The organism is Pseudomonas sp. LP_7_YM (assembly GCF_004364435.1).
In the GTDB taxonomy this organism is placed as follows: Bacteria; Pseudomonadota; Gammaproteobacteria; order Pseudomonadales; family Pseudomonadaceae; genus Aquipseudomonas.
On sequence record NZ_SOCT01000003.1, the window covers coordinates 578016 to 597242 of the forward strand.

Here is a 19227-nt window from a genome sequence, read left to right on the forward strand (position 1 = left end):
CCTCCCACGGGCTTCACCCTTGCTGCCCGTACCCGATGGCCTACAACGGCCGGTCTACCCCCACATCCCGCGAAGCATCCTGTGCAACATTGGCCCGGGCTGGCTGAGACTCGACGCTGGCATCGCCGTCCACCACAGCGACTGGCCGCACCACGCCCTCCCCTGACGGCACAACGCGCTCCGGCTGTTCGGTATCGGTTTGCGCCTCGGTCGGGGATTGTGCCTCAGGCTCCGTAGCAGTCTGCATCTGGTCCTGAACCACCTGCTCGTCGACCCTTGGGTCAAGGGCGACCACAAGAGGCGAGCTGGACATGCTGTCCGGCATCGCGACGTGATGCAGCGGCGCGTCGTCGACCTGGTGCAGATTGGTGACGGCCTTCGGACGAATGCGCAGCACCAGAATCAGCGCCGTAAAGCAGACGAAGGCGTAAAGCATGTTGCTGCCGAACTGCTTCATCAGCACCCCCGACACCAGTGGCCCGATGCTGGCGCCGATGCCGTAGGTCATCAGCAGCATGGCGGTGAGCGAGACGCGTCGTTCGCCTTCGACGTGGTCGTTGGAGAACGCCACCGCCAGCGGATACAGCGAGAACTGCAGCAGTGAAGCAGCGAAACCCACGGCGAACAAGACTTCGGTCGGCACGCTCGGGAAAATCGCCAGTGGCAATGCAGCCACCACCAATAGCCCGGCAACGCCCCGAATCAGCCACGCGCGGTCATACCGGTCCGACAATTTGCCAAGCGGCCCCTGCACCACCAGCCCCGCGCCGATACAGCACGCCATGAACAGACCGACGTGCTCGGTGGACATCCCTTGCTGTGCCGCATACAGCGGCGCCAGGCCGTAGAACGAGCCGATGATCATCCCGGCGCTCAGCACCGTGGTCAGCGACTGTGGCACCCGGCGCATGAAGAACAACGGCTCCAGCGGCGCAGGACGCATCGGTGCCGGGTGAATGCTGCGGGTCATCGCCACCGGCACCAGGCACAGCGCAAAACACATCGCGACCAGCATCAGCAATTCAGGGCCCAGTTGCGGGTGAATGACCAGAATCAGTTGACCCAGAACCAGCCCCAGGTATGAAGCGATCATGTAGCCGCTGAACACCATTCCGCGCTGCTTGGGCGAAGCCTGCTCGTTGAGCCAGCTTTCGATGACCATGTACTGGCACATCATGCCCAGGCCGACGATCATCCGCAGGAAGATCCAGGCCGGCAGATAGTCGATCAGGCCATGCCCGAGCACGGCGGCGCCGACGATACCGGCACAGGTCGCGTACGCACGGATATGCCCCACCCGGCCTATCAGGCGGTGACCGATCTTGCCGCCCAGGGCCAGGCCAATGTAGTTGGCCGCCATCAGGGCACCGACCCAGAGACCATCTACCTGATCGGCAGCCAGTCGCAAGGCAAGGTAGGTACTTAACAGGCCCGAGCCGATCAACATCATCAGGGAGGCGAAATACAGCGCTCGAAACGATTTCCAGATTTGGCGCATCAGCTTTCCAAAAACGAAAACCCTCCTCGACGGGAGGGTTTTCGAACTGCGGTTTTTAAGCCTGGGAAGCCAGGATACGACGCTCCCAGGGGGTTATTTCGTTGAAGAAACTGGTCAGCTCCAGCGTCTTCGACGCGATGTAGCCTTCGATGAATTCGGCACCAAACAGTTCCTTGGCCAACAGGCTGCGTTTCAGACGCTCCAGAGCGGCATGCAAGGTACATGGCAACGAAAGATTGTCAGGCACGGCAAACTCCCCCTGAATCGGCTCCGATGGCTGCAAGCGGTGCTCGATACCGTATAACCCGGCGGCGAGGCTGGCTGCGATGGCCAGGTAAGGATTGGCGTCGGCACCCGGCAGGCGGTTTTCCACCCGTCGGGCAACTGGCGCGCTGGCCGGAATGCGCAGCCCGGCTGCACGGTTGTCGTGGGACCAGCAGGCATTGTTTGGCGAGGCGAAAGGATGACACAGACGGTGATAGGAGTTGACGTTCGGCGCAAATAACGCCGTGAAATCCGCCATCGCAGCCTGTTGACCGCCAATGAAATGCGCAAACGCTGCGGTCGCGCTCCCGTCGGCATCACTGAAAATGTTCTGCCCGCTGACACTGTCCACCACGCTTTGATGGATATGCATCGAGCTGCCCGGCGTGTGCGCCAAAGGCTTGGCCATGCACACCACGCTCAGGCCATGCTTGAGCGCCACCTCCTTGAGCATGTGCTTGAACAGGAACGTCTGATCGGCAAGCAGCAGCGGATCCCCATGCAGCAGGTTGATCTCGAACTGGCTCACGCCCATCTCATGCATGAACGTATCCCGGGGCAAGCCCAGCGCCGCCATGCATTTATAGACTTCACCGAAAAACGGACGCAGGCCGTTACTGGAGCTGACGCAAAATGCCGATTGACCGTCCTCGCGACGCCCATCCAGCCCCACTGGCGGCTGGAACGGCTGAGCCGGATCGCTGTTGTGTGCAAAGACGAAAAACTCAAGTTCGGTGGCGACCACCGGGGACCAGCCGTGCCGCGCATAGCGGGCAATCACTGCCTTCAACTGGCCGCGAGTGGAGAGGCTGGAGGGCTCGCCGTCCAACTCGTCAGCGTCACAGATTGCCAGCGCTCGCGGCTCCTCGCTCCAGGGCAGGCGATGGATCTGCTGCGCGTCCGCTATCAGCGCCAGATCGCCATCGTCGCTGCCGTAGAACTTCGCTGCCGGGTAGCCGCCCATGATGCATTGCAGCAGCACACCGCGCGCCAGTTGCAAACGGCGCCCCTCCAGAAAACCTTCAGCCGTCATGACCTTGCCGCGGGGTACGCCGTTCAGGTCGGGGGTGACGCATTCGATTTCATCAATGCCCATCAATCGCTGCGCGAGAGAATTGTGGCCATCGCTCAACATGACTCAAGTCCTTTTCATCAGGCAGGCCGCGATGCGGCGAGGCGTACAAAATAAGCATCGGGCGTTCGGAATATCAAGCGCATCTTTTTGATCGCAAAGGCAGGTTGGCCGATTTCTTGCTATTTCCCGCTAACGGCACCCGGAACGCCATTTCGATGACAGCGAGTATTTCGACATCCGCCAGCTCGCAAGCATCACGTACGTCCAGCGGTGCGTACACAGGGCACAGGAATCCCATGAATAAACCGATCCCCGTCACACAGCCTCTGCTGCCTCCGCTGGAAGAGTTCGTGCCTTACCTGGAACAGATCTGGGAAAGCCGGCGCCTGACCAACGCCGGCCCTTTTCACGAGAAGCTGGAAAAGGACCTCGCTGACTATCTGGGCGTCGAACACCTGTCGTTGTTTTCCAACGGCACACTGGCGCTGCTGACGGCGCTGCAGGCGCTGCGCATCACCGGCGAGGTGATCACCACGCCCTACTCGTTCGTCGCCACCGCGCATTCGCTGCTGTGGAACGGACTCAAGCCGGTGTTCGTCGATATCGCACCCGGCTCGTTCAACCTGGACCCCGACCGGATAGAAGAAGCCATCACCCCTGCTACCACGGCGATCATGCCTGTGCATTGCTACGGGACACCCTGCGATGTCGACCGCATCCAGCAAATCGCCGACCGCTACGGCCTGAAAGTGATCTACGACGCCGCCCACGCCTTCGGGGTCCGTCATCAGGGGCAGAGCCTGTTGCGCAACGGCGATCTGTCGGTGCTCAGTTTTCATGCCACCAAGGTGTTCAACACCTTCGAGGGGGGCGCCATCATCTGCCCGGATGCGAAGACCAAAAAGCGCATCGATTACCTGAAGAACTTCGGCTTCGCCGATGAGGTGACGGTGGTCGCCCCCGGCATTAACGGCAAGATGAGCGAGATCAACGCCGCGTTCGGTTTGCTGCAACTCAACTACATCGATGCCGCGCTCGAACGCAGAAAGCAGATTGACGCCATGTACCGCGAAGCGTTGTCGGTGATGCCGGGGCTGGAGCTGTTGTGGACGCCTGGCGATGGCCACAACTTTTCCTACTTCCCGGTGTTGGTCGGTCAGGATTTTCCGATCAGTCGTGACGCGTTATTCGAGCGTTTCAGGGAACGTGACATTCTGGTCAGGCGCTATTTCTACCCATTGATTTCAACCTTTCCCATGTACCGCAGCCTGGACTCTGCCAAACCCGAGAGCCTGAAAGTGGCGAGCGATGTTTCCAGCCGGATCCTCTGCCTGCCGATTTTCGACGCCCTGACCCCCGAGGAATTTGCCAGCATCATCGACGTTTTGCAGACGGTGATGGCTGAACACCCGTAATAAAGCCGTCTGGCACAAGACCGCTTGACCGCGACCCGCCAACCCACAGCGCCCGACTCAGCGGGCGCTGCTTGGCCTACCCAGCTTCAATCGCCGGACCTGTTGCCATCGAGCCGGTACCTCTTCCACTCAGCAGTCAAGGACTCCGATGAACGTGCAGCGCTTGGTAAGCATTGTCATTCCGGCCTACAAGCCCACCTATTTCGAGGCCGCCCTGCGCAGCGCATTCGCACAGGACTACGATCAGATCGAGATCGTGATCTGCGACGACTGCCGCGACGATGGCATCCGCAACCTTCTGGCGACGCTGACCCCTGACAGCCCATGGCCGATTCACTACTTTCGCAACGAGCCATCCCTTGGCGAAGCACTGAACGTTGCGCGTGGTATCAAGCAAGCGCGTGGCGAATACATCAAGTTTCTGTACGACGACGACATGCTGGAGTTCGATTGCGTCAGCACACTCATCGAGCTGCTGCAGGGCCACCCGGACATCACGCTCGCCGCCGCGAGCCGTCGCCTGATCGACGAAAGGGGCGAGTTTCTTCCCGACAATCTGGCGACGTTCTTTCCGTTCAAGGAGGACGTGGTGCTTCACGGCCCGGAACTGGTGGCGTTGCTGTCGCAGACTCCGCTGACGTTCATGGGTGAGCCTAGCGCGGTGATGTGCCGACGCGACGACGTGCTGGCTTATGGACAGGACCTCATGTCGCTCAAAGGCCAGACCATTCACTGGCTGGGCGACATCAGCCTGTACGTTAAATTGCTCAGGCAGGGCAATCTGGCATTGCTCAAGCGCCCGCTATCACGGTTCCGCATGACCGACACCCAAAGCAGCAGCATCGCCCGGGCAACCCCACAGGTCGCCAAGGAAGGCCATAGCACCTACTTCCGTATCACCAAAGAACTGCAATGGCGGCGCGCCCCCGCACTCAACGGTGATGTGAAGATCGCGCCGTTACGTGACCGCGAGAATTTCTCGAACTTCAACCTGCGGGCCTATGTGCTGCGCAAGTCGCTCACTGAACAGCGGCATGACCAGATCCAGGACTGGGCCAGCGCGCGACGATCGGTCGGACCGCAAAAAACCCATATCGCTCGCTACTTTCAGCAGCACAATGGCACGCCAGGTTTCGCGATCATCGTTTCGGACCTGCTTGGCAGACCACAGCAGCTTCTAAAGACCCTGGAAAGTATCGAAACCACGACCCGAGGATGGATAGCAACGAAGGTCTTTGTGCTGCACGACACCAGCAACAGCCAGCCCCTGCCCAACCCTGCCGCCAACACCATTTATCTGGAGGTCGCGGGCCAGAACCGCGCAGCCCAGCTCAATCGCGTCTTGCAGGAGGCCGGGTTCGACTGGTTCATGATGATCGATGCCGACTCGACGCTGAACGTGGCAGGGCTCTTGAAAGCGGCCATCAAGATCACCGAACAGCCGACCTTGCGCGCCTTGTTCGCCGATGAGATTGCGCGTACGCAAGCGCCTACAGCTGAGGTCATGCTGCGACCGGACTTCAGCCTGGACTACCTGCTGAGCTTGCCGGAGGCCATGGCAAGGCACTGGATATTCAACCGTTATGCGGTGGTGGATGCCGGTGGCTTCGACGCCCGATTCGCGCAGGCACTCGAACTCGACCTGATTCTTCGTCTGATCGAGCATGAGGGCCTGACAGGCCTCGAACATGTTTGCGAGCCATTGATCACTTACACGCCTGAGCCCGGCGACGCCAATCCGGACGAAGCGCGCACCCTGCAGCGCCATTTGCTCGCCCGGGGCTATGAGCAGGGTCAGGTCATAGAATCGCGTCCACGGCATTATCAATTGCGTTACGGTCATGCACAGCAGCCCAAGGTGAGCATCATCGTCGCCAGCCGGGATCAGATCCTGCTGCTGCAGCGCTGCGTCGAAAGCATCCTGGAAAAAACCACCTATCCCCACTACGAAATCATCATCGCCGACAGTGACAGCCAGACCTCGCAGGCTCTGGAATGGCTCGCGGGCGTGGAAGCGATGCAATCGGATCAGGTCCGTGTGCTGCGTTGCCCCGCAGAACTCAGCCGCTCGGCGATAAACAACCTCGCCGCCCGCCACGCCACCGGCGAGTATTTGGTGCTGCTAAGTAACAGCGCGGCGGTGCTGCATGGCGACTGGCTCGACAATCTGCTCAACCATGCTCAGCGACCCGAGGTCGGGGTGGTCGGTGCGAAATTGCTGGCACCGGACAACACGATCCAGCACGCTGGGATCGTGCTTGGACTCGAAGTTCCCGTCACTTATGTGTTCAGCGGGCAGAGTGCGGCCAGCGATGGCTACATGCAGCGCCTGGTGGTCGATCAAAATTACAGCGCAGTCAGCGATGCCTGCCTGATGATCGGCAGCGACCTGTACGACGCGCTCGGTGGTCTGGACGAAGGCGAATTCAGCGCGCGGCATAGCGATGTGGATCTGTGCCTGCGCGTGAAGGAGTCCGGACGACTGATTATCTGGACCCCCCATGTGGTGCTGCTTCACGACGCCACCGAGGGCGATACGGCCCCAGACGGTAACCACCACGCTTTGTACGGCAAGTGGCTGAATTACATTGCTCACGATCCGGCGTACAACGACAACTTCTCATCGCGCAGTCAGGGCCTGCAGCTGGAGACGTTCACCGAGGTAACGTGGCGGCCCTTGCCCTGGCGTCCGGTGCCGCTGGTGCTGTCGCATCCTCACAGCCTGGCAACGTCAGAAAAACGTCTCGTCGGGCCTCTCGATGCGTTGGCTGAAGCGCTGCAGATCGAGCACGTCACATCGCCCCAATTGCTGACACTGGGGGAGTTCACCCGCCTGCACCCCGAAACCCTCATTCTTCAACGCCCATGGACCGATGTGTTTGTCGGCGAGCTGCAGACCCTCAGGACCTTCAGCAAGGCGTTGCGTATCTATGACGTTAGCGAATACCCACCCTCCTCCAGGGATATGGCGGGCGCCCCTTCGCCAGAGCAGGTAAACAATCTACTAAGGACCGGGCTTGGGTTGATGGACAAAGTGATTGTCTCAAGCCCAGGACTGGCCGAAGCGCTGAGCGGCTTTCATACCCGAATCGAGATCATCGAAGAGCGGCTGGAAGCGCGCTGGAGAAGCGTTCAGTGCTACTCCCTGCCCCACGGAAAACCTCGGGTCGGCTGGGTCGGCACGTCCGCGCAACTGGGTGAACTGGCACTGATCGAAGACGTGATCAAAGCCCTCGCCCATGAAGTGGAGTGGATCATCATGGGGCCTTGTCCCGAATTGATTCGCCCTTGGGTCCATGAGTGGCGCAGCCCTGTCGAGGGCGAGCTGTATCCCGGCGTGCTCGGTTGCCTGGATCTGGATGTCGCGCTGATACCGGCGGGCAGCAGTCTGTTCGGCGAGCACAAAAGCACGCGCCTGGCCCTTGAGCTAGGCGCCTGCGGCTACCCGATCATCGCCAGCGACGTTCCCGGGCTGCGCAACGCGCTACCGCTGACGCGAGTGCAGAACGGCACTCAGGCGTGGCTCGACGCGATTGCGATGCACATCAACGACCTCGACGAAGCGAAACGACTCGGCCAGCGCCTGAAGCAGGCGGTGCTGAACGACTGGATGCTTGACGAAGCGTATTTGCAACGCTGGCACGCCGCCCTTCTCGACCGCTGACCCAAACGTAAAGGGCTCCTTCCGGGAGCCCTTTATGTGCAAGCGATACCCGCCTTGCCGTTACCAGCGAATGACGCAGCCGCCCCACGAATACCCCACGCCGAAACCCACTGCGGTGATGACCTTGCCCGGCTGAACCTGCCCCTTGCCCAGCGCTTCTTTCAAGGCGATGGGAATGCTGCACGACACCGTATTGCCGCAATGCCTGAACTCGGTGATGAACTTCTCGGGCGCCAGTTTCAACCGTCGGCGCAGCGCTTCGAGCATGAATTGATTGGCCTGATGGAAGACGAACAAATCGGAATCTTCGACGCTGAACTGCTCATCGAACAGCGACGCGAACAACGCCGGTACGCGCGTCATGGAAAATTCGAAAATTGCAGGACCGTTCATGTACAGATCGGCGTCGGAACGGATGTTTCCACTTTCGTCTTCGTGCTCGGCGGGCCTTTGTCCAGCGACCAGAGGCTGGCGCGCCGCGCCCATGGGCACGATCAGATTCTGCGCGCCGGCACCGTCGCTGCCGTAGCGGAAGCGATCCAGGCAAGGCGCTTGTTCGTCCGAAGCCCTGATCAGCGTGGCAGCCGCCGCGTCACCGAACAGGGTACGGACACTTTTGTCCTTGGGATTGATGTAGCGGCTGTAGGTCTCTGCGGTGATCAGCAGCACATTTTTGCACTGCCCCGACTCAATGAAGCCTTTGGCCAAGCCCAGCCCGTAGATGAAACCCGAGCACCCCTGGTTGAAGTCGAAGGCGGCGCAGTGCTGCGACAGCTGCAAGCGGTGCTGCAGGATGCATGCAGTGGCCGGCAGCAGGTAGTCCGGGCTCTGCGTGCAGTAGATCAGGCAGTCGATTTGATCACGGCTAATGGCGCTGTTTGCGAACAGCTTTTCGCAAGCGCGAAAGGCAAGGTCCGAAGCGGTTTCACCCTCGGCGACGATGTGCCGTTTATTGATTCCGGTTTTCTGGAATATCTTCTCGACGTCCCATTCCGGAAAGTCCTGCGCCAGCGTCTGGTTGTCGAGCACCTGCGCGGGCAATTCGTATTCTATTTCGCAGATTCGAGCGTAACGGGCCATGTCGTCTTTATCCTGAAATCCGCTTGGCCGGCACGCCAAACACCACGTCGCCGGGTTTCACCGCACGCAGTACGACACTGCCTGCACCGACCACCGCGCCCTTGCCCACCCGAACCTTGGGCAGTACCGAGGAGCGCGAGCCCATGAATACTTCGTCCTCAAGCACAGCGCCGCCGGTTACGTCGCAGTGGCAACTCAACGTGGAAAAATCACCCACGATGGCGTCATGCCCGATGGTGCATGAAGAGTTAACAGTAACGAAATCACCAACCACCAAATCAACTGACAGCACTGCGTTAGGGCAAATCAAAACACCACGGCCGATCTTGACGTTATCGCCAACGATCGCTGCCGGGTGGATCAAACTGAAAAACTCTACGCCTTTGTCCAGCAGTTTGTTGACGACGTATTTTTTGTCGGCAGGTTTGCCAATTGCACAAATTACGAACTCGTCGACGGACGGATGGTACTCATCAATGGTGCAAAGAATGTCAGCGTAGTGATCGAAACTGTTGAGGGCTCCTTCACCGTCATCGATGAACCCACCAATAACATATCCAGGGTTCTGTTCAATCCAATCCTGTGTCCATGCATGGACCTCGCGGCCCAGGCCCCCGGCACCGGCGATTATGATTTTTTTTGGGTTCATTCGGCGAGATAACCTCCATCGACTACCAGTGAGGTACCGGTTACCCAGCGGGCAGCGGGTGATAATAAATAATTGATGGCATAAGCGACGTCCAATGGCTCGCCCAACCCCAGGGGATGTTTACGCTCTATGACCGCCATCGAATCTTCACCTACCAAGCCTTTGAGCTTCTCCGCCATCTCGGTCCTTACTACGCCAGGTGCGACTGCATTGACGCGAATTCCCTCACCGGAGAGTTCCAGTGCGGCAGCCCGAACCATCGATTCCACCGCCCCCTTGCTCGCGCAATAGCCCATCAATGCGGGCTGAGCAACTTGAGCCATGACCGAGGACAGCATCACAATACTTGCCGGTGATCGGTATACGCCTTTTTGCCTGAACGACTTGATCAGGCAAAAACCAGAAGTAACGTTTGTCGCAAGGATCTTTTCCCAGTGGTCTAGTGCCATCGCCCGAATCGGCATCGGCGACTGCACGCCTGCAGCATGTACAAGTCCGTCAAAGGGAGACATCGTTAGTGCCAGCCTTTTCATCCACCCGGCTATATCATTTGCGTTCAGAAAATCGAAAACCTCGACGGCGTGCCCCTCGCCATGTAACAAACTCAGCGTCTCTTCAAGCCTGGGGAGATCTCTGGCAACAGCTAAAATTCTGGCGCCCTGCTTGCTCAGCCAAATTGCAACTTCGCGACCGATGCCTGAAGACGCGCCGGTTATCATGATAAATTTACCATCCAGCGAAAAAGGATTGTCTTGCACTTGCATCTCAGCCCTGCCTGCATAGAACAGCGTAAACGCGCTGACATAAGTTCGTGAGTAAAAATTCACGCCGAATGCAGAGACAATTCATTCGAGGCTCAGCCTCAGTTTTTGGCCAACTAACCACCCATCTTAAAGCATTAAAACTCATAAGGAATGACCTCATGTACGCCGTTATGCTTCGTTGCCAGCATCAGCTTCTACTCACAAGCCAGCGTCACAACATCCCTGACGGTTATGCACTTGTTGAGCCGAGCGGCTGAGAGACTCTTACTCAGATGTTCTTCAGCCGTAGCCATAAAGGTGATTAAAGCAATGGAATCCCAATCCAGAGGTTGGTCAAGCGACAGCGTGCCAGCATCCACCTCCATCGACTCCTCAATCAGACTTACGATCTTTTCTTCCATCTGTATAGCTCCTGAGACGAAACCCGACGAGTTTGCCGACGCCTGCTTAGGTTCAAGCAATGATCAGGCCAGTTAGGATGAAAGGGCGTACCAGGCGCCATTTACGGGCTAGCAAGCGCAGCATTCAATAAGGTGCTGCGACCTCATAGACAAAAAAACGTCATCTCTCCTGTGGTGGCCGATTACAACGTCCATGAGCACGATTTGTCTGTGGACTGAGTCCCCTATCACAGAAGCGTCCACCTCAACGCCATCGACCGCCCTATAAATACAGCCTTGCGCCTAAACTGCTTGGCTTGCCAAGAGACCCTTACCGGATTAGCAACACCCTCAACAAGGTGTATGGCATGACAATTTGTTAGTACGATAAACATCTTATTACCTACCTGAAATGGGCAGGACTCATAGATGACAAACTCTATATCTGGAGAAGCCACACCGCTGAAATGTTAATGCCTGCAGTTAGCTAAGTGCGCCCTGCGGCTACGGATACAGGTTCTATAATCAAACAATAGGTTTCGGCGAACCAAACAGATTCATTCTAATAAATATCAGCTCCAGCCAATACTCGCTGATGCGTTACCTTTATTAAAAAACGCCTATGAGCTGGTAGCAGTAGTAACGTTCAGCAGCATGCCATGCAGAAATCGCCAGAACAGTAGGTCGCTATGCGAAGACATTTCCTTCATCCCCAAGCAAACTATTCCTGTCGTTCATTACTCTGTAGATACCCCCAGTTAACACAAATAAAACTGCTCAGGTTCCCATGTTTTAACTTCTATTCCATTGAGCGCCCTTCCGTCCGCAGATACCGGGTTGCATTGTTTCGTCGAGCCACATGACATCCTTGGCCGACTTATTGCTTCACACCCAAACCTCGCATTGACCGTCATTTTCATGGCAGGCAGGTTCACCGCCATCGCTGATGGCTCTGCGCTCGGCTGCCTGGACGTAAACGGCACACATTTCACCCACCGGAAACCAACATGGATTCTCAACGACTGGTCAGTGTTGTCATTGCTGTCTGCCGCACCGAGTTTTTCGAAACCGCTCTGCGCAGCGTGATTGGGCAAACCCACGACGCAATCGAAATCCTGGTCTGTGACGACACTGACGACGGCATGGCAGAGACCGTGACCGATCTGTATCGGGCGTCCTGCCCCTGGCCGATTCGCTACCTGCGCAATGAGCATCCTGAAGGCGCTGAAGCTTGTTTCCTGCGTGGTATCCGGGAGTCTGCCGGTCATTACGTCAAGTTCCTCTCGGGAGATGCGCTGCTGGGGCCGGAATGTATTCAGCAGATGCTCAAAGCGATTGAGGTCTGCCCCGACGCGCGTCTGGTGTCAGCCCATCGGCAATGGCTCGACGCCGATGGCAGCATGCTCCCCGAGAATCTCACAACCCGTTTTCGCGTCACCGAACCCACTGTCTTGTGTGGTCCGGACGTGGTCGCGGTGCTTGGCGAATTCACCTGCAATTTCATCGGTGAATTCAGCAGTGTGCTGTGTCGACGTGCCGATCTGCTTGGCTTGGGCGACTCTGCGTTCTCCCTTGGTGGCGAATCTCTGGGGCCTTTAAGCCTATTGGCGCTGTACGCGAACCTGCTGCAGGCTGGCGATCTGATTCTGCTGCCTCAGACCTTGACCGCCAGCCGCATCGCCCCACGTCATTTGACCGAGCAAGGCATCGAGATCGCGGGCGCGGATACCGAATTCGTCCACCGGTTTCATCGTTTGATTCGTCAGGCTGGCTGGGCCAGCACCACGCTGGCGAACGGCTGGGTCGGGCATCGCCCGCTGGCCTCTGGCAACGGCTTCGCCGATTACGACTTGTTGGCGAATCTCTCAGCCCCAGCGCCGCAGCGTTTGAACCCGCAGCAGGTGCAGGCCTGGCTGAATTACCGCATTACAGACGAGGGGCAAAGAAAACAGATCGATGCGCACTTTGCCCACGTGGGTGCGCCTGCCCTGCTGGTGGTCGTCAACGACCCTGAAAATCTGCCTGCCCAGGTGCAGCAAACCCTCGACAGCTTCGGTCCGCGCAGTACGCTTTGCGCTTCGCTGCGGGTGGTGGTGGTGTCTCAGGCCTGCGAGTTACCTGAAAGCTCGGCAGGCGCTCGCCTCAGCCTGGTAAAACCGAACCAGGCCAGCTTTGCCGCCGTCCTGAACGAGATCGTTGAAGCCCACGACTTCGACTGGCTGATGGTGATCGATGCGGGCACGCAATTCACGCCGTTCGGCCTGACCGCTTGTGCATTGCAGCTCGCACGAACAACGGACAGCCCGCTTGCCTTCGCCGATCAGATGTACCGCAACCCGAAAGACGGATTGAGTTCGGCGCTGCGCCCGGATTTCAACCTGGATTACCTGCTCAGTTATCCCTTGGTGGCTGCGGCGCACTGGCTGTTCCGACGCCAGGCATTGGTAGATCTGGGCGGCTTCGATCCGCGGTTCACCGATGCCGCGCAGTTCGATGCCATCCTGCGGCTGATCGAAAGCAAGGGCGCGGGTCAGATCGTCCATGTCTGCGAGCCGCTGCTGGTCTGTGACCTGCCGCCCACGACGCCCAATCAGCATGAGATCGCCACCCTCGAACGCCATTTGAAAGTCCGTGGCTATCCGAATGCCGAGGTGCTCCACACGCTGCCGCGGCGTTACCACGTGCTCTACGGCCACACCGAGCAGCCGCTGGTCTCGATCATCGTACCGACCAAGGACCAGCTGCCATTCCTGCAACGCTGTGTAGAGACTCTGCTCCACAAGACCCGTTATCCGAATTACGAACTGCTGATCGTCGACAACAACAGCGAAACCCCCGAAGCACTCCAATGGCTGGCGCAAATCGAGGCCCTGGGTTCTCAGCAGGTGCAAGTGCTGCGCTATCCCCACCCGTTCAACTATTCGCGGATCAACAATGTCGCGGCGAAGCGAGCCAGGGGTGACTATCTGGTGCTGTTGAATAACGATACCGCCATCGTTCACGAGCACTGGCTGGAGGAGCTGCTCAACCATGCCCAGCGACCCGAGGTTGGCATTGTCGGCGCCAAGCTGCTATTCCCCAATGGCCGCATGCAGCACGCCGGAGTGCGTTTGGGTATGGATGGCCCTGCCGGTCATCAGCACATCGGTGAGCCTCAACACATCCAGGGTTATTTACAACGTGTGCAGGTCGATCAGGACCTGAGCGCCGTCACCGCCGCCTGCCTGATGGTGCGTCGCTCGATCTATGAAGAAGTTGGCGGCCTGGACGAAACGGCTTTCGTGGTTTCCTACAATGACGTTGACCTGTGCCTGAAGGTCGGCGCACTGGGCTACCTCAACGTCTGGACGCCCCACGCGGTGCTGATCCATGAAGGCAGCGTCAGCCAGACCCACGTCGACACCGCAACTCAGCAGGCCAAGCGCAAGCGCTTCGTCGGCGAGCAGTTGGCGATGTACGGCAAGTGGCTGCCCCTGATCGGTCACGACCCAGCGTTCAACCCCAATTTGTCGTTCGACCTGCAATCGGTCGAACTTGAACTCAACATGCAACTGGTCTGGCGGCCGATGGCATGGCGTTGCGCGCCGGTGGTGCTGGCTTACCCCGATGGTTTGTGGGCGTCGCCGGATGAGCGCATGATCGCGCCGATGGAGACGCTCGACAAGCAAGGGCTGGTCGAAGCCAGGCTCAGCAGCAGTCCGTTGTCCATTCCTCAGGAAGCACGGCTCAAGCCCGACGTCATCGTGTATCAGGCGCGACTCGACACCGACCACGTGCAAAGTGTCGCCCGTGCCAGAGTCCTGCCGGATGCCTTCGTCGTACTGGATATCAACGATCTGCATCTGGCGGCCAATGATGCGGGCGCCGATGCCTTCGCCTTCTGCCCCGAGCGTCTGCAAACCCTGCAGCAAAGCCTTCAGCAGGCACAGCGGGTCATTGCCTCCACGCAATTGCTGGCCGATATCGCCAGTGAGTTCCACGCCGATGTACGCCTGGTACCATCGCGTCTTCGGATCGACACTTGGGGTCATCTGACTTCACAACGGGGGCGCGGTCACAAGCCGCGGGTCGGTCTGGCCAACGACAACTGGCAAGTGCAAGACCTGCACATGATTCTTCCGGTGGTACAGGCACTGGCCGAAGAAGTGGAGTGGGTCGTCATGGGAGACCATCAGGGCTTGCTGCGCTCTCACGTTGCCCAATGGCATGAATTGCCGGCCGGCGACCAGTATGCGCCTGCGCTGGCCGCACTGGATCTGGATCTGGCACTGCTACCGGCCGTCGACAACCTTTTCAGCGCCTGCAAAAGCAATCTTTCCGCCCTGAAAGTCGGGGCCTGTGGTGTGCCGTTGGTGTGCAGCGACGTTCCGGCGTATGCCGGCGATCTGCAACTCACTCGCGTGCCCAATACCTTGTCTGACTGGCTTGCTGCGATTCGCGCGCATATCTGTGATCTGCCTGCAGCAGGCCTGCTGGGTGACCAGTTGCGTGAACAGGTACTGTGCGACTGGATGCTCGATGACGCGGCCATGCAGGCTTGGCAAGCGGCGTGGCTGCCAAACCGTTGACGTGCGCCTGCTGACCCTGCGTGGGGTGAGTCAGGCACTCGCTTTGCGCGCTGATCAATCGGCACGCCTGGCATGGGCAGTGCGATAGCCGCCCGGGCTTTGTCCGGTCCATTTCTTGAACGCGCGGTGAAACGCGCTGGGCTCCTGAAAGCCTGCCAGCGCGGCAATCTCGACCACGCTGATGTCCGTTTCGCGCAGCTTTTGCTGAGCGATGCCGCGCCGCACCTCGTCCTTGATGCCCTGAAACGCACAGCCTTCACGCTCCAGCCGACGCCTGAACGTAGTGGGGCTGAGCTTCAGTTCGACGGCCATTTCCAGCAGTGTCGGCCAGTGTGCCGAATGGCTGCTGCGCAAGCGCTGGTAGACCTGGGCCGCCAGGCCGCGTTGGTTTCGGAAGCGGATCACTAACCATTGAGGCGCCGTGCGCAGGAACGATTTGAGCGACGGCAGCGATTGCACCACCGGCAAGCGCAGGTAATGACTGGAAAACTCGACCTCGGTGCGGGCCTCACCAAAATTCAGGTTGAATCCCCATAACAGCGAATCGTCACTCAGACGCTCGCGGGTGTGGCGAAACTGCGCCCGATCGATGGTGATGCGCCGACCGCCCAGCCAGCACAGCAGGCTGATCATCAGCAGCAGGAAGGTCTCCTCGCCAAAGCGACGCTTGATCGGCTCACTGGCGTGGTTCTCTACAGCAATGATAGCCCGCTGACCGCGCACGACCAGGCTGCCGCGAAAGTCGCGCAGGAAGAGAGCGAAGTTGGCCAGGCACTGACGCAAGGCCTTTTCCAGGTTGGGCTCCTGAATCAAGCCTCTACAGATCAAGGCAAAGCTGCCAAGCGGCATGCCATGGGAATCCAGAGCAAAAAACTCGTCCTCCAGCTCCTTGATCTGAATCAGCCACAGCGCGGCGAACGCGCTGGCGGGTATGCGCGCTTCGGGGTCATTGAGCAGCGCGATGTCGATTCCGGCGCCCTCGAGCACCGATTGCAGGCGCGAAGGCTGGTGGCGCAGGGCATGCACGACCAATTGGACGAAGTAGATCGACACTGAATCGTTTTCCCGCATGAGCCGCATTTCCTTTTGTCGTTATGAGCCACGACACCGATGGTAAAGAACGCCAGCCGATCTGGACAGTTTCGGCATAGGCCCTTCCCGAATGCCGCTCTAGACTTGCCTGCAAACATCACCTGACCGAAATGCCGTTTTCGGCGCCGCCGCATAATAAATCCAACAGGTTCGAGGAACAGACATGAGCAATTCCGAAGTTTTCGTCGTCAGCGCATTGCGTACCGCCATCGGCGGGTTCGGCGGTTCTCTCAAAGAGGTTTCACCCATTGAGCTGGGCACTCAGGTCAGTCGCGCAGCCTTGGCAAGATCAGGGCTTGCCGCCGAACACATCGGACACGTGGTCATGGGCCATGTGATTCCGACCGAGGTCCGCGATGCGTACCTGTCCCGCGTTATTGCGCTGGAAGCCGGCTTGACCAAGGAAACCCCGGCAATGAACGTCAATCGCCTGTGCGGTTCGGGTCTGCAGGCCATCGTCTCTGCGGCGCAGTCGCTGATGCTGGGCGATGCCAAGGCCGTGCTGGCCGGTGGCACCGAGTCCATGAGCCGTGGCGCCTACATCATGCCGCAGGCCCGCTGGGGCGCGCGCATGGGTAACATGCAGGCCTACGACTACATGCTCGGCGCACTGCATGACCCCTTCGCCAATATCCATATGGGCATCACCGCTGAAAACATCGCCGAGCATTACGGCATCACCCGCGCCGACCAGGACGCTCTGGCCCTGACCAGCCAGCAGCGCGCGGCGCATGCCATCGCTGAAGGGCGCTTTGAAGGGCAGATCGTCCCGGTCGAAATCGCCACCCGCAAAGGCACGGTGACCTTCGCGCAGGACGAACACGTGCGGGGCGACGTGACTGTCGAGCAACTGGAAAAGATGAAGACCGCGTTCAAGAAAGACGGCACGGTTACTGCGGGTAACGCCTCGGGCCTGAACGATGGCGCTGCTGCGCTGGTGATGGCCAACGGCGACATGGTTCGTGAGCATGGCCTCAAGCCGCTGGCGCGTCTGGTGGCCTACGCTCACGCGGGGGTCGAGCCCTCCATGATGGGCTTGGGTCCAATCCCGGCGAGCCGCAAGGTGCTGGAGCGTGCCGGGCTGACAGTGGCCGACCTGGACGTCATTGAGTCCAACGAGGCGTTCGCCGCTCAGGCTTGCGCTGTCGCCCGCGAACTGGGCTTCGATCCGGACAAGGTCAACCCCAACGGCTCCGGCATCTCCCTCGGCCACCCGGTAGGCGCTACGGGTGCGATCATCGCCACCAAAGCCATTCATGAACTGCATCGTATCGGCGGCCGTTACGCGCTGGTGACCATGTGCATCGGCGGCGGCCAAGGCATCGCCGTCATCTTCGAACGCGTGTGAAAAGAGAGGTTGCCATGACCATGCACCACATCGCCGTGATCGGGGCGGGCACCATGGGCAACGGTATCGCGCAGGTGTGCGCGATTGCCGGGTTCGACGTGACCTTGCTGGACATCAATGATGCTGCGTTGGAGCGCGGCCTGGCCACTGTGCGCAAGAATCTCGAACGCCAGGTGAACAAACAGACGCTGACCAGCGAGCTGGCCGAACAGGCGTTGGGACGAATCCGCGGCATCACTGACTACGCGCAATTGAATGATCCGCAACTGGTAATTGAAGCGGCCACCGAAAACCTCGACCTCAAGCTGCGCCTGCTCAAGCAGATTGCTGGCAATGTGGATGCCGATTGCGTGATCGCCTCCAACACTTCGTCGCTGTCGATCACGCAACTGGCGGCCAGCGTCGATCATCCGCAACGCTTCATCGGCCTGCATTTCTTCAACCCTGTTCCGATGATGGGCCTGATCGAAGTGATTCGCGGCCTGCAAACAGCCGATGAGACACACGTCGTGGCGATCAGGCTGGCCGAGCGCTTGAACAAGACCGCCATCACCGCAGGCAATCGTCCAGGTTTCGTGGTCAACCGCATTCTGGTGCCGATGATCAACGAGGCGATTCTGGTGCTACAGGAAGGGCTGGCCACCGCAGAAGATATCGACGATGGCCTGCGCTTGGGCTGCAATCAGCCGATCGGTCCTTTGGCGCTGGCCGACCTGATTGGCCTGGATACACTGCTGGCGATCATCCAAGCGTTTCACGAAGGCTTCAACGACAGCAAATACCGCCCTGCTCCGCTGCTCAAGGAAATGGTCGCAGCGGGGTATCTGGGGCGTAAGTCCGGGCGGGGGTTCTTCGTTTATAACTGAGTCTTTGCACCCATAAAAAACCGCAATCCTTTACGGGGCTGCGGTTTTTTGTTCGAGTCGGCGATCCATCGTCACCGACAATGAACAGTCCCGCATCCTTCACGTAAGTGATGCCGTTGAGGTGGTATTGGTCCTCGTTATCCAAGCGGTCGCTGATGTCTTGTCAATGCTGGCCACCGTCGGCGGTTTCCAGCAGCGCGCCGTAGGCACCGAGGCAATACAGCGTTCGCAGATTTGCAGATGTGGAATCACCGTGAATTTCCAATTCCCTGGTTCACAGTGGACCGAGCGCGGCGAATGACCAGTTCACGCATGCAGCTTCCCCTTCTTTTATGGTTATGGGGTGCTTTTGGCCCGCAGGACTGCTGCAGACGCTTTGGTTTGCGTGCGACGTGGACACCGCAGCGCACTCATCCTATTCTGCTTCGGAAGCTCATGGGGATGCAGGACGCTGGCTTTTCCGCGCGCAAAAACAAAACCCCACCTGCTTGCGCAGACGGGGTTCTGAAATTCAATCTTGACGATGACCTACTCTCACATGGGGAAACCCCACACTACCATCGG

12 protein-coding genes and 1 pseudogene are annotated in these 19227 nt (G+C 59.1%); 5 read left to right on the top strand and 8 right to left on the bottom strand.

Annotated features, from left to right (window positions below; all coding sequences use genetic code 11):
• Positions 1 to 40 precede the first annotated feature (40 nt).
• Both EC915_RS11690 and EC915_RS11695 read right to left on the bottom strand, forming a co-directional pair.
• Positions 41 to 1498 carry an MFS transporter gene (locus EC915_RS11690; RefSeq protein WP_133750673.1) on the bottom strand — a complete coding sequence of 486 codons (1458 nt, stop codon included), beginning with the start codon at positions 1496 to 1498 and terminating at the stop codon, positions 41 to 43.
• A gap of 55 nt (positions 1499 to 1553) precedes the next feature.
• Complete coding sequence (locus EC915_RS11695; RefSeq protein WP_177413369.1) at positions 1554 to 2795, bottom strand: glutamine synthetase family protein; 1242 nt, start codon at positions 2793 to 2795, stop codon at positions 1554 to 1556.
• A 338-nt stretch (positions 2796 to 3133) separates the two neighbouring features.
• On the opposite strand from EC915_RS11695, the gene vioA reads away from it, so the two are divergent.
• Entirely contained in the window at positions 3134 to 4252 is a 1119-nt protein-coding gene (vioA, locus tag EC915_RS11700; RefSeq protein WP_133750675.1) for a dTDP-4-amino-4,6-dideoxy-D-glucose aminotransferase VioA, read from the top strand.
• 154 nt (positions 4253 to 4406) lie between these two features.
• Positions 4407 to 7916, top strand: coding sequence for a glycosyltransferase (locus tag EC915_RS11705; RefSeq protein ID WP_166650968.1), 3510 nt, complete (start codon positions 4407 to 4409; stop codon positions 7914 to 7916).
• 60 nt (positions 7917 to 7976) lie between these two features.
• Here EC915_RS11705 and EC915_RS11710 read toward each other — a convergent pair whose 3' ends face one another.
• From EC915_RS11710 to EC915_RS11725, 4 genes are all read right to left on the bottom strand, one after another.
• A complete protein-coding gene (locus EC915_RS11710) occupies positions 7977 to 8996 on the bottom strand; it encodes a ketoacyl-ACP synthase III (RefSeq protein ID WP_133750677.1) in 1020 nt (339 codons plus the stop codon).
• 7 nt (positions 8997 to 9003) lie between these two features.
• On the bottom strand, positions 9004 to 9645 hold the full coding sequence (locus tag EC915_RS11715; RefSeq protein WP_133750678.1) for an acetyltransferase: 642 nt from the start codon (positions 9643 to 9645) through the stop codon (positions 9004 to 9006).
• Entirely contained in the window at positions 9642 to 10403 is a 762-nt protein-coding gene (locus tag EC915_RS11720; RefSeq protein ID WP_166650972.1) for an SDR family NAD(P)-dependent oxidoreductase, read from the bottom strand. The genes EC915_RS11715 and EC915_RS11720 overlap by 4 nt, the downstream gene beginning before the upstream one ends.
• Before the next feature lie 200 nt (positions 10404 to 10603).
• Positions 10604 to 10810 (bottom strand): acyl carrier protein, encoded by a 207-nt coding sequence (locus EC915_RS11725; RefSeq protein ID WP_133750679.1) that lies wholly within the window; start codon positions 10808 to 10810, stop codon positions 10604 to 10606.
• Positions 10811 to 11796: 986 nt separating this feature from the next.
• On the opposite strand from EC915_RS11725, the gene EC915_RS11730 reads away from it, so the two are divergent.
• The gene (locus EC915_RS11730; protein WP_133750680.1) at positions 11797 to 15357 is read left to right on the top strand and encodes a glycosyltransferase family 2 protein; all 3561 of its coding nucleotides are present in this window, start codon (positions 11797 to 11799) and stop codon (positions 15355 to 15357) included.
• Positions 15358 to 15411: 54 nt separating this feature from the next.
• Here EC915_RS11730 and EC915_RS11735 read toward each other — a convergent pair whose 3' ends face one another.
• A complete protein-coding gene (locus EC915_RS11735; protein WP_133750681.1) occupies positions 15412 to 16428 on the bottom strand; it encodes an AraC family transcriptional regulator in 1017 nt (338 codons plus the stop codon).
• Positions 16429 to 16612: 184 nt separating this feature from the next.
• Between EC915_RS11735 and EC915_RS11740 the strand changes: the two genes are divergently transcribed.
• Positions 16613 to 17797: an acetyl-CoA C-acyltransferase family protein gene (locus EC915_RS11740; protein ID WP_133750682.1), complete on the top strand. Its 1185-nt coding sequence runs from the start codon at positions 16613 to 16615 to the stop codon at positions 17795 to 17797.
• Positions 17798 to 17811: 14 nt separating this feature from the next.
• Positions 17812 to 18663: a 3-hydroxybutyryl-CoA dehydrogenase gene (locus EC915_RS11745; RefSeq protein WP_133750683.1), complete on the top strand. Its 852-nt coding sequence runs from the start codon at positions 17812 to 17814 to the stop codon at positions 18661 to 18663.
• A 49-nt stretch (positions 18664 to 18712) separates the two neighbouring features.
• Here EC915_RS11745 and EC915_RS25615 read toward each other — a convergent pair.
• Positions 18713 to 18883: pseudogene (locus EC915_RS25615) on the bottom strand (hypothetical protein); the annotation flags it as partial.
• Positions 18884 to 19227: the final 344 nt, after the last annotated feature.

What these genes read in the sequence shown, in the direction of transcription:
- EC915_RS11690 (WP_133750673.1), bottom strand. Translation starts at nt 1,498, where the DNA reads ATGCGCCAAATCTGGAAATCGTTTCGAGCGCTGTATTTCGCCTCCCTG.
- EC915_RS11695 (WP_177413369.1), bottom strand. Translation starts at nt 2,795, where the DNA reads ATGACGGCTGAAGGTTTTCTGGAGGGGCGCCGTTTGCAACTGGCGCGC.
- vioA (WP_133750675.1), top strand. Translation starts at nt 3,134, where the DNA reads ATGAATAAACCGATCCCCGTCACACAGCCTCTGCTGCCTCCGCTGGAA.
- EC915_RS11710 (WP_133750677.1), bottom strand. Translation starts at nt 8,996, where the DNA reads ATGGCCCGTTACGCTCGAATCTGCGAAATAGAATACGAATTGCCCGCG.
- EC915_RS11715 (WP_133750678.1), bottom strand. Translation starts at nt 9,645, where the DNA reads ATGAACCCAAAAAAAATCATAATCGCCGGTGCCGGGGGCCTGGGCCGC.
- EC915_RS11725 (WP_133750679.1), bottom strand. Translation starts at nt 10,810, where the DNA reads ATGGAAGAAAAGATCGTAAGTCTGATTGAGGAGTCGATGGAGGTGGAT.
- EC915_RS11730 (WP_133750680.1), top strand. Translation starts at nt 11,797, where the DNA reads ATGGATTCTCAACGACTGGTCAGTGTTGTCATTGCTGTCTGCCGCACC.
- EC915_RS11735 (WP_133750681.1), bottom strand. Translation starts at nt 16,428, where the DNA reads ATGCGGGAAAACGATTCAGTGTCGATCTACTTCGTCCAATTGGTCGTG.
- EC915_RS11740 (WP_133750682.1), top strand. Translation starts at nt 16,613, where the DNA reads ATGAGCAATTCCGAAGTTTTCGTCGTCAGCGCATTGCGTACCGCCATC.
- EC915_RS11745 (WP_133750683.1), top strand. Translation starts at nt 17,812, where the DNA reads ATGACCATGCACCACATCGCCGTGATCGGGGCGGGCACCATGGGCAAC.